At 51.6% G+C, this 13,253-nt stretch carries 2 protein-coding genes; both read left to right on the top strand.

Going from position 1 to position 13,253, the window contains the following annotated elements:
• Window positions 1-238: 238 nt before the first annotated feature.
• Window positions 239-5,569, top strand: a complete 5,331-nt coding sequence (locus tag KJW29_RS17380) for a DUF5011 domain-containing protein (protein ID WP_214630724.1) — start codon at window positions 239-241, stop codon at window positions 5,567-5,569.
• Window positions 5,570-5,593: 24 nt separating this feature from the next.
• Entirely contained in the window at window positions 5,594-13,225 is a 7,632-nt protein-coding gene (locus KJW29_RS17375; protein ID WP_214630723.1) for an S-layer homology domain-containing protein, read from the top strand.
• Window positions 13,226-13,253: the final 28 nt, after the last annotated feature.

The following is a 13,253-nucleotide window of genomic DNA, read 5'->3' as shown; positions in this document are numbered from 1 at the left end:
GGCTCCTTCTACCAGACAACTCTGATTATCAAATTCCTTACACCATACCAGTTCGACAAAAACTTATTTAAAGTTTTGAAAAAAGAATAGTCCAAAAGACCATGAGTATGCGTGAATTGGGTCTGTATGACCATCATTTGTTCAGTATGTGTTCAACGCGCACTGATATACTTTTAAAAAAAATCGAATTTCGTCCGGATCTAGCAAATCCTGTCGAAATGGAAGAAGGAGAAATGGAATGTCGGCGTTGAGATTGATGCAGAAGAGCAGGAAAGGAATATCGATCCTGCTGGCGATTAGTCTGGTCTTGTCGTTGTGGCCTATCTCACAAGTGAGTGCTGCGGTAAAGGACAATATCCCGGATGTGGCTGTTTTGGTAGGTAATGCCTTGATAGGCAATCAGTCTGAAGACCCAGGCAACATGCTCGCCAATTTCCCAGGACGCAACGTTTCGGGCTTCAGCTATGATTTGCACAATGCGAATATAGTTGGACTTGGGGGAGGAGAGATCCGAGTAACCAAGGATGAATGGATCAATCTGGAAATCAGGGTTAGCGAGAATGAAACGCTTAGACAGCTTGCCGCGAGCGGTCAGGCCAAGGTAAAGATGGGCTGGGCGCACTTGCTGTGGGCAGAGGAAAGTCAATTTTTAGACAAGGACTTCCAAGGAACCTATGCATATATGAAGGTGTTCCATGGCAACAAGGAAGTGGCGAAGATTGAAGAAGAAGCTTGGCATGGCGGTGTTGGTGGTCGAAGTCTGACGGCCGCCATTACTCAAGACACCGTAATCAAGATACGGGTTTTAGGGGTACGTGATCATCTCGGAAGCAAGCCGACCGGCGTTGAAGGGATGTACGTGGAGTTTGAGGATACAACGGCCCCAGTTATTGATGCCTATACGTTTAGCGGCAACGGTCTGCAAAGAACCAATCCTAATACGGGTCAACAAGAACTATATGTCAAAGAAAATGAGTACATTAATTTGACTTATCAGTTCAGCGAGCCCGTTCGTCCTTTCGGTATTATACCAAAGACCGGCAATGTATTGCCCCCGGCTACGGACGCTTTCCTGCGTCACGAATTATTTGTTAACGAAGACGGGACGGGGTTGCCTGCGCAGGGGCAACAGCAATATCTGATTAACCAGCAATATGACAGTACGGAAAACAGTTTAAAAAAATATTATAAATCGATTACATACAACTATACGGGTACTCGTTACCATACCAGTGGCAATTTGCCGTTGGAGCCCGCGATTAGCGACACAACCGATGCAAATAACGGAATGCCGCTTGGAGAAAAGCTAAAGGAAGCGGAATTCATTGATGCGGCCGGTAACGGCGCAATCATTAATTATGTGGATATTAGGCCGGATAGCGCTAGCGATCAACATCTTCGGGGGAAAAACTTAAACGACCCATTTAACTTTAACAGCAGCGGTTTCCGCGTCATTGTTGATGCGGTTCGTCCGAAATATTCAAAAACGAGCAACGGAATTCAACCTGAGATACTGACCGGAGTTACGGTCAACGACAATGATACGATCGATTTTGCAGTTCAATTCACGGAAGAGGTTACCGCCTGGCGCAACCATACCTCTTCATGGGACCCCGCCGGAATGTTCCTTCAATTTAATAACGGCATGAAAGCCTACTATAAGGCAAGTCCGGGAACAGGCGTGGGAACGAAAACCTGGTTGTTCAGCACGACGTTGACAGACGATATTAATCTGGAGACGCCGCTCCTCAAAGTCATTATGCTAGCGCATGACAACAAGCCTACGGATACGCTGGTCGTTCAGGATTATGCGGGCAACCTGCTGTTCCAACCGGCGAATTACAAAGGAAATCATGTCGACGGCGATACGTCTTATATGGACTCAACCATCGATTGGGCGAACTTGATGATCGACAACACGTCGCCAACGATCGGTTTCTTCTTCGAGGATGAGGGAGCGACGGCAAATACGTACCGTAAGAACGGCAAGGTGACGATCGCGGCAGACGATCCCGTTATCAAGGTGCCTCCTCTCGAGCCGACTATTCCGGGGATCGAGATGCCTACTGTGCTTCCGAGCCGCGGTATATACAGGCCGTCTAACATGACGGGGGAAGCAGCGCCGTCGGTTGGTTTGGTTTACTACGTGTGGAGCCAAAGCCAAGCCAATCCGTTCGGAGACAAGGGGATCGACGAGTATGCCGCGCTTAAGCGCTTCTCGCTTACGGGAAAACAGCCGCGCGAGGATTTGTATCCGAGCGAATATGCGGACTTGAATTTGGCGGTCGTCAACAACAAAACAAGCATGATTGCTCCGCCGTCGGAAGCATTGCTCCCCGAAAACAGCGGCGTCTGGTATATGCATGCATGGACAGCAGACATGACGTGGGATTCCGCAAGGGAGCTTGCGCAGTATGCAAAGATGAAAACCTATATCGCCGACCATCCTGATCAATATCAGGCTTGGAAGGACGAACGCGACGGTTCCGAACCCGACAAAATTATTTATGCGGATGCAAAAGCGCTCGCAGCGGTCGGCGATTACGCCGATCTGGATGTTTGGAGTTTGGACGATTTCAAGCAAGACGATTCCAACTGGCAATACGGCATGACGCCATTTTTGCTTGATAATCGCGTACCGGAAGTATCGTTTACGGATATTGCCGGCAATTCGACGGCGGAAGCCGTTATCACCGTTCGGCTTGAGGATCCCCATAGCGGACTTCGGGATGCAGCCTTCCAATTCGTCAAAACAGACGAGCAACCAAGCGACGCAAGCTGGCAGGCTTTAACGCCGAACGGCAGCGGTATCGCAACGATTTCAACGCTGAACCAAGTCTATGAGGACGGGAACTACACGCTATTCGTGAAATCATCCGACCAAGCGGGCAACGAAGTAACAGTGCCGCTGGATCAGTCGATTACGATTGATTCCACGTCCACGGTCCGATCCGCATTCTTGCCGGCTTCGGACCCAAATTACGTAAACACGCATCTAGTGGAATTTTATCTCAGCGGCATTGTTCCGGCTAACGTCAAGTATGCCGTTACTTCCAGCGTTGCCCGTCCGACCAACGATGGGGCTTACACGACGGTAGAACCAATCATCATCCGAGAAGCAGGCGATTCGGAATCCGTAACTGCGCCGGTAGCTGGCGGCGAGTACGGTTACGTCTTGCCGATCGATCCGGCTTTGAACGGCATGGTATACGTTCATGTCGTTGCCGACCCTGGCGACGGAAGCCGACTATATACGTTCGCCAAGTCTTATTACTTTGACAACCAGCCGCCAACGGTTGGATTTAGCCGCACGGCCGTGCCTTATCCGCAGCAGAAGCATGAAGTGACTGTTGCCGTGGCCGAGGAAGCGGGCCGTGCTGCAATCAACATTCGTAAATATCAATGGGTTAAAGAGGGAAGCGCCGATCCCGATGCACTCTCTGGCGCATGGCTGGACCTGCCAGCTTCGGGTCTAGTCGAGATTGATGCCGAAGGCCTTATCGCACCGGGCGAAACCGTGAATTTCCGCTTATTCGCATATGCCGCGGACGCGGCAGGAAATATGACGATTACCTCTACGGGACTATTCGCGTTAGCGATGGATAACTCCGAGATTCCGTCAGGTGGAAAGTCTAATCTGATTCATCTCTACGGAGATTCGAACGATGGTTATACCGGCATCATAAAGCTAGATCTGGATTCGCCTGATAAACGCGGATATGAATACTCGATCTCTGCCGATGGTGGGACAATCTGGTCCAGATGGCAGCCTTATACGAATTTTGTATCGGTCGAGCTGCCAACCGACAATACGACACTTCTGAAAATTCAACTTAAATTCAGAAAGAATGGCGGTCCGAGCGGAGATCTACAAGACCTGATCATCGGGGAATTGCCTGACCGGGAGCCTGTTTACGCGCTTGCGAAGCTTGGCAACACCAAGCCGGTCAAATCCTCCACTGGAGTGGACATTCAAATTACGCCGCCGCTCGGCGTTCGAGTCAAGCCGGCAGCGGATAATCCGCCATCCGGAGTCGAACAGCGCGGCAATACTTTCAAGGTCAGGGCAAATGGCTATTATGCCTTCGATCTTACTGATCTTGGCGATACTTCACGGACTGACAAGCTCTACGTAGTCGTCGACAACATCGACGATACGCCTCCTGTGGGAAGCATCTACTACATGAGCGTGACGCCTACGAACGGCAATGCCGTTGTCAAGCTCGAAAGTAATGAAGCCGTGCGGGTTCTGAACAACAATGGACGCAATACCTACACGTTTACGGATAATGGTTCATTTACTTTCCGGTTTGCCGACGAAGCGGGCAACGAAGCGATGGCCGTAGCGACGGTATCGAATATCGACAAGACCGCTCCGAGCGTTCGGATTGTACGCACATACGAAGGACAAGCAGGATCTAACGTCTCCTTCGGTACGATATTGGGGGAAAACGGAAATGTGCGCTTGGCTTCCGGAGTGATACTGACGGTGGAGAAAAGCGATCCGCAAGGAAAGGATTTTAACGTGGTCGGCGGTCAGTCCTCAATTGTAACGAACAAAAACGGCACTTACTCGTTTACGGTAAGCGATAGCTTCGGCAATACGACTATAGTGAGCGACACCATTAATCACGTTGTTGAATCCGCTCCGATTCCTGCTAGCGTAGAGACGACGTTCGTGGACGTGAATGGAGTTCCTTTGCCGGAGAGCATGATTAAAACGATCGGTGGCAAACGTTATGCGAAAGGCAAGGTCCAGTTGTCGATTAGCGGCGAGACCATGCCGGATAATCTTGTATTCAGCGGAGTTAAGCCAGCATTGAACGTAGCTGGCGAATATACGAACTTGATTAGCGATAACGAAGGGAAGTATACGTTAACTCGCATAATCGAAGGCAATGGATCAATCGTAGTGCCATTGACGGATATTCTTGGACAGACAAACAAATTAGCAGTCAAGATTGAAGGATTGGATAATACGCCACCGTCCATCACGTTGTCGCAGCCATTTGCCGGGGTCGTCAGAAACAAGGCGAACTTTGATGCGAAGGTCGATCTGGGCGGATACACGGTCAGCGACAATGTTTCCGAAGCTGCGAATGTGACTGTAACCGTCACAGAGCTGGATCTGAGCACCCTCGGACACAAAAAGATTACTTATACAGCTACCGACGAAGTAGGAAACTCCTCTTCCGTAACGCAAGAAGTGTATGTCGTCAATGGCGATGGACTTCTGATTTTTGCTAACGGCATGTTGATCTCATCGTCTCTAGGTCAGACAGCGTTGTTCGATTCCAACAAACTGACGTTCACGATTAGCGGATTCAACCGCATGAACGTTGGCGGAACCGATATGATCAACGAATGGGGCACGTTCGATGTTCTGTACCAATCCGGTCTGTACAGAGAAGGACAGTTGAAGACGATAGCGACGAAGCTTACCTACGATGAGCTTGTTTCCAAAAGCTTCGCGGTGGAATTCCCGAAAGCGGGCTGGTATACGATTATCGTCCGCACGCAGGAGCGCGAACGCGAATTCGCGACGTTCTTCGTTAGCTCGGTCAAGTAAGAAAGAATGGCTGGAGGTGCCAAGGTGAAGTTAGTCAAAAAAATTCTGATCGCATCGCTCGTATTCGTTTTATTCATCACTACGCATGGCGGCGCGATCACGTATGCTATCGAGGCGGCAGTTGCGCCAAATAATACGCAGTTGTCCAACGGTTATATCAAGATAACCGTGGACAACGCCACAGGCCGCTTCGGCATTCGCACGGTAGACGGTCAGCCGATTCGCAAGAACGACGATAATGTCAATATGTTGTTCCGCGGAGACGATCCAGAGACGTCGTTCACGACGTTCCGAATTGACGGCACAGATTATATTTTCGGTAATCCATATAAATTCGGAGTGAATTTCTTCTCTGAAACGACGAAGCCGAGAATTGTAACGAATACGAACGGCACGCAGCAGATCGAGACGATCTGGTCCATTAAAGGCGTACAGATCAAACAAATTCTAATGTTGTACTCCAATTCGGCCGATCTCAAAAACGCGGGCAATGTAAACGTGCGTTACGAAGTATCGAACCGCAGCGGCGCCCAAGTGGAGGTGGGAACCAGGATCCTGCTTGACACAATGGTAGCGGGCAAGGATGGTCCGGAATTCCAGAATGGAACCATATACAAATCGCCGCTAACTGTAGAACATAGGCTCGTGCATGATCCAGCTGCTATCGGCGTTCCGACTGAGGATATCGCCAATAACAAGATACCGGCATATTGGGTCATGCGAGATAAGCTGGATTACACGAACCCTTTGGCGACCAATGTAATTGCTTACGGCTTCAATAACTTCTCCGAGAACGCGACCAACATCGTGGACGAGATGATCGTGGGCCATTGGAACGGACTGGCGAACACCAAGTGGGATTACCAGGTTAATCGGAACCTGGATTTCACGCGCGATACCAACGATTACGGGAGTGCAGACTCCGCAGTAGCTTTCTACTGGTTGCCTGAGCCTCTAGCCAGCGGTAGAACACAATCGTTCGAAACCGTATATGGTCTTGGTGAGATTATAGCGCCCGACAAGGTTTTCTCGATCCGTTACATGGATCCCGTAATGCAGCTTGCAACACTTGATGATGCTAGCGCCTATGCAAACGAAGGGATCTTCGACATTACGGCGGAAATCGAGAACCTGCCATCGTTTAATATGGAACATACCAATATGATTATCGATATGACATTGGAAAGCGGCTTAAGCTTCGTAAGGCTTGACGAGCTTGGCAATATCGTACGAAATCCCGACGGCAGCGCGCAGTTGGAAAACGTGCGAACAAAAAATATTACAAGACAAAAGACGCCGACATTCGAAGAGGCGGAGCAAGGTATCATACCGAAATTCAAGCCAGGGGACACGATAACGGTAACATACAAGGTGCAAGCCAAAGGAAGACCTTGGCCGACGACCAAACAATATATGTTATCGGTTAGCAGTAAAGAGACGATGGCCAAATTGGCTACGGATCGTCCGGATGCCGTTAAAATTGTTAAAGATAAGGCTGGCAATGAGGTAGCTGAGCCAGTAGATGAAGGTATCATGGCTCAGTATCAATCCAGCAAAGCAAACTTTATCCTGTTGCCTCCTATCGGGGAAGCAAGCGCGACGTACGTGTACGGCTTATCGCCGGACGAAGCGTTCTCGACGGATGAGAAGTATATTACTCTTAACATGTCTAACATTGAGGCTTATGAGACGGGCGACAATAATACCGATCCGAGCTTTGATCTGTTCTTCGAAGAGATCGTAACCGGAGAACGTTACAAGGTTCCCGTCAAGAGCTCCGTGGTTATCCAACCGACCAACGACGGGTCTACGGGTGATATGATCATCACCTATCGCGGAGGCGACCGCGTTGACGGCAATGGCGGCGTCATCGAAGAAGGACTTGGTCCGGAACTTCCGCTTGGGGAATACAAAGTGGAAATCGATTATACAGGAATTGCAGGCGGCGACGCGGAAGTAGCCGCGCTATACGACATCGTTACGTCCCAGACCTTCCTGGTTACGGAAAACGACGAAGCTCGTATCCGAAACGCTAACCTGCTAGTTATCTACAAACATCTGGTAGATTTGTCATTCGTATCTGCCAATATGAGTGAAAAAGAGCTGGAAGAAATCAATGAAATCATGTACCACAAACCGTTTAAGCCGGGAGCCGATTTGTACAACGCCAAGTTGGCGCTTGTGCCGGCCTGGGCCGCTATGGCCTTAAAAAGCCGAGTGATCGACCCGGATCACGAGGTGGACGATCTGTTTGTAGACGAAACAAACAACGACGACGTATTCGGCGAATTCCCGATCTACAATTACAAGTCTTTTGAATCCGAAGAAGAAATGGAAGAATTCTTCGAGGACCGGGACGAACTGGAATCGCTGGTTACGATACAGGGCATGGTTCGCGAGATCGGCAAAGGTGAGAATCTTCAGGTTATCATCGACACATCTACGGAACCGGCCATTATCAATGATGCCGTCAATTATCAAGGCAAGGACCTTGTATTCGCGAGGGGCAATCTGGAAGTGTTCGGCGCGAAATATCCGAACATTCCTCTGCTGGACACGCTGTTTGCCAAAGGTGACGGTACATTAAGCGTAGCGGGCAGCGGTTTTGTATTCCACCGCGGCGAATGGACGTTGGACTTCTATAACGGCTTCCAAAAGAGCTTGCCTCGAGGCGAAGATGAGGAAGAAGAGGAAGAAGAAGAAGAGGAAGAGGAAGAGGAAGAAGGAGACGAAGAAGAGAACGACAATCCGGAGGATGATACGCTTAACGGTTCTCTCGCTTGGGCACAAGGCGCAATCGGTTCCCGTTTGAACCCTATGCGTCAGGTTATGATCGAAGACGTGTACTTTAACCGTCAATCCTTGTTCACCTTGATGCCGTTATCTCTTGGCGGATTTACGTTTAAGTTCAACGACTTTATATTGCGCGAAGGCGGCATCTCGTTCGGCGGGGGCATTTCGTTCAAGGTCGTGGATGCGGAGATCAAGGACGTTATTTTTAACAGCAAGGGCTTTGTCGGCGTTGACGCCAGCCTGAAGTTCGAGCTGGACAAGGAGATGGGTCTCCTTAAGCCAGACAGCAAGGCGGAAGGCGTAGGCGGTCAGATTGACATTACCCACTACGAGCAGAAGGTAGAGGGCATTAACAACTATTACGGACTGGAATTCAATGCCGAGCTCAGTAATATGATGGAGGTTGGAGTCGAGTTTGCCTTGAAGAAGGTCGATGACGGCCGAATTCTGCCGGATGTGATCGGCTTCAGCTCGACACTTCCAAAACCAGGCGTATTGATTACGGGCGCCACTTATCTGACGGCGATTCGCGGCGCGATTCGAGAGCTGGCCGACACGATCGCGGGCGGTACGAAGGACGATCCGTTCCCGCTGACGCTGGAGGCCGGGGTATCCCTGAGATTCGGTATCGCTCCAGCATATAATTTTGGCGATATCGACTTGACGCTGAAACGAACCGGCATCAAGATTGTGGGCAAGCTGGACTTCTCCACGAATCCAGATGGGGATGACTTGATGCCGATGATTACGGAGGCGTTGCTTGAAGCCCAGTGGGTCACTCCATGGTTCGTACGGGTCGGAGCCGAGGTCGACGTTATGGGCTGGGATGTCATTATCGGCAAAGCAGGCATATTCGTCGGACAGAACCTGGAGAAGAACAGAATCGACTTTGAAGGCTTCATCGGCGCGAAGGTTCAGGTGCCGAGCAGCGTTCCAATCGTAGGCGGCATGCCGCTATCGAGCGTATTCTTTGGCGTTAACAACGACAAAATCTGGGGCAGCGTGGGCATTTTGTTCATCAGCCTCGGCATTACGTACTATTGGGGCGGCGGAGTCGAGTTCGGTACGTCCAACGAAGATTTGCCGGATGGACTCATGCATATGATTCTCGAGGATCCCGAGAAGGGCTCGCAGCTTATGGTAATCGGACAGGGCATTGAGACCGTGGCAACATCATGGTTGTCCCCTGAACAAGAAAATCAAGAGATCGTGTATCGCGAACTGGGCAACGGCGTCACGATGATCGACCAAGGCACGATGAACGTCGGCATTGGCGGCATTACGACGACCAACGGCGGCCGGACTCATCAGATTCCGATGACGCAAGTAGGCGGCAACGCTTTGATCGAGATCACTTACGATCAGGCAGAGCTTCCGAAGCTGACGCTTAAGGACGGTACGGGGAAGCCTTACCAGATCATCATCGACAACGATAATACGGATCCTTCGGCCAACGCCTTTACGCAATGGATTCCTGCCAAACAGGCAAGCGACGGGGTAGATTCCCGCAAGCTATATGTTATCGTGCCGCAAGCAAAAGCAACGGGAACTTGGACGCTGACTTCCGAGACGCCTGTCGACAGCAAGCTTCTATCCGTGCCGACTCTTCCAGAGTTGACAAGCGTAGATCTGGCTATCGATTCTAACGACTCCAACAAGTTTAATGCTTCCTGGAACGTGAGCAACGTCAAGGACGGAGACACGGTAAGTCTTTATTTGAGCAAGGATTCCGTCTCTACGTCAGAGCCGGGGGCGGATTCCGCAGAAATTCTGGAGCCTGGAGATCCAGGGCTTTTGATTGCGAAGGACCTCCCCGTTGGAACCGGCGGCAGAGGCAGTCATACGATTGACGTGACCAAGGTACAACTCCTTGGCGATACGGAGGATATACGCGGTTTATTGCAGCAAGGCGATTACTACTTAAGGGCCGAGCTGAAATCCTATGCGACGTTCGATACGATGACTTCCACGCAGAAGTTCGAAATTATTGACCCGCTTGCTCCGAACGCGGTTAGCGACGTACGCGTGGAACCGGCAGGGAACGGCATGTTCTCCCTTTCCTTCAAGCCTGCGGCGAAGAAGCAAGGACATGAGGGCTACGAACACAGCTATGTCATTCATGCGGAAACGATGCGGGATGGCAAGTCGGCGCCGTATGAGAACTTCGGAGAATTGCTCTTTACGGAAAGCGAACTGGCGTCTTATTGGAACGCGTCGACCGGCCGCTATGAAGGCATTATGATCGGCGGTTGGACCGAAGTATCCGCCGGAATGGACGGAGAAGCCAAATTCACGGGGCTGAAAACCGGCACTCGTTACATGGTCGGCGTCACTTCCGCGACGAAACCTCCGAAGTCGGTCGACAAAAACGAGAACTATCATTTCGCGGAGGCAACGGCAAGCGCGCTGACGCTCCTGCCCGTGCCGGCGGAGCCGAGGCTTCGTTTATCCAGCGATACCGGGTTCGGCCCGATGATGGAGCTGTTGACGAATCAGACGAAACAGACCGTTACGATCGTTTCCGACCAGCCGAACATCGAAATCGAGGCGAAATTCGACGGGCAAACGATCGGCAGCGCTGCGCTGACGAATTCGGGCAGCGGAAGCAGAGGAACGCTGAGTTTCGACCATTTCCAAGCTGATGGTATCTACGCAGTAGAGTTAATGGCGAGGAACACCGTTACCAAAGATAAACGAATTACGATCTTGTACGTAACCGTGGATACGGAAGCGCCTGTTCTGTACATTACGGAGCCACAGACGGGAGCCCGTTCATCGAGCGGAACGATAAGGGTTGCAGGAAGGACAAGCAACGACGCCGTCTTGACGGTCGGAGGGGTAACGATCCGTCCGGCGGAAGATGGCAGCTTCAGCGGCAACGTACCGGTCAATTCGTCCGAGCCGAACATCGCGCTGACGTTCTTGGCGAAAGATGGCGCAGGCAACGAGAACAGCGCTGTCGTCAACGTGACCAACGATGGGTTTGCCGTACCGGTCGGTCTTGTGCTCAGGAGCATGACAGTCGCCCCTGGCGAAGAGAAAGCGATCGAAGCCGGACTACGTTATCCGGATGGCAGATCGGGTGACGGCAAGCAATTATTCAAAACCGTTGCGGTCAAAGGCAGTGAATTGTCCAAGCTGGAATACCGCTTAATGACGGGAGAGAGCGTCTTGCTTGACGAAGATGGCTCCGCGCTTGGTCTTTCCACCGGAGCATCGTTAGTCGAGGTATCCTATCGCGTATCGGAGGACGTAACATTAACGTCTTACCTTCCGATTCAGGTACAAGAGGTAGAGCCGACTACGCTTCAGTCCGTCTCTGCCTACGCAAATCTGGTTAATGGCCAGAGTGGACGTACTCGAGTCGTTGTGACGGATGCTGGCGAAACGCTCGGCTATCAATTGGTTTACCGTTTGTTCTCGGATGGCGCGACGCCTTCCAAACCCGCATTCGGCGATGATCTCGCGAATTGGACGCTGTTGCCGGAAGGCGGGGCGATCGAAGCGAAGTCGGGCGACAAAATCATCGTTGCCAAACGTACTTCCTTGGATAAAAAAGCCGTTTCTTCTTCGAATGCGATAAATGCGCTTGTCTGGACGCCGGGCGGCGGTTTCGGTCCGGGAGGTCCAGGTGGCCCAATTGGGCCGATCGGTCCTGGAAAAGGCGAAGAGGGCGGCGAAGAACCGGTCGAGCCGGGTTCCCTGTCCATCAACGGAGCGCAAGTTGAAGCGCAGTGGATCGGAGATATGTTGTCGGCGGTCATTAAGTCCGAGCATGTCAAGGATAACGATGGCGATCTGCGTATCGGCTCCGACAACGCCAAGTCCACGGGGTATTTGATCCGCGTCGAACGCGATGTGGTCCAAGCAACCGCAGCGGCTGGAAAGTCGGTCGTTATCGATCTTCCAGGAGCGAAGTTGACGCTTAGCGCGGAACAGTTGCTTAAGGTGCAAGGAGACCTAGATATTGCCATCACGCCAAACGGCATTGAAGGCATTCGCGATGCCGGCGTTATCGCGAACTCCGCGCAAGCGAAGCTATTGGGCAAGGGAGCTGGCGTAAGCATAGCGATTAACGTGAAGGATGATGACTGGGAGGGGCAAGGCTGGTCTCGCGTCGCGATTCCGAATGGCGTTAGCCTGAGAGAATTGACCTCCGTTATGCTCGTGTCGGCTGATGGCAATTGGACTCCGGTGCCATGGGAGCTTGTCATGGTTAACGGCAAGGCATATGCGGACGTCGCGCTGACAGGACTGGGAAGTCTGTACTTCCTGGATGGAACGACGGAGTTCTCCGATGTTCCCGACAACTTCTGGGGTAAAGCGGGAATCGGGGAAGCAGCCTCCAAGCTTCTTGTCATGGGCAAAGGCCAAGGCAAATTCGATCCAAACGGCCGCGTAACCCGCGCCGAGTTCCCGACGATGTTGCTTCGTGCAGCCGGCTTGATGACGCAAGGGTCGAACGCTTCCTTCCCGGACGTGGCTTCCGATGCTTGGTATAACCGCAGCGTCGGCATCGCAAGCAAGCTAGGTTTGGTTACCGGCATGGAGGATGGAAGTTATGCGCCCGCTCAGACGCTGACCCGTCTGCAAGGCATGGCCATGATCGGAAGACTGCTAGAGCGATACGATGCCGAAGGAAGACCGGCGGAAGTGGAGATTGCGAGTTTGCTGGCTCGCTACGGAGACGGATCCAGCGTTCCGGAATGGGCAAGAGCATCCGTCGCATTAGCCGTCAAGCATGGCATTATCGGCGGTGACTCGAACGGTAATCTCAATACAAACGGCGTTTTGAGCCGCGCGCAAGCTGCGCTAATCGCAACGCGTCTCCAGCAATGGCTGACGGAACAGCATGGACAATAACGAAGGATAAAAACTAGAAGAGGCGGAG

The organism is Paenibacillus agaridevorans (assembly GCF_018604145.1).
In the GTDB taxonomy this organism is placed as follows: Bacteria; Bacillota; Bacilli; order Paenibacillales; family Paenibacillaceae; genus Pristimantibacillus; species Pristimantibacillus agaridevorans.
The sequence above is the reverse complement of the archived record's forward strand: the minus strand, read 5'-3'. Positions and strand labels throughout refer to the sequence as shown.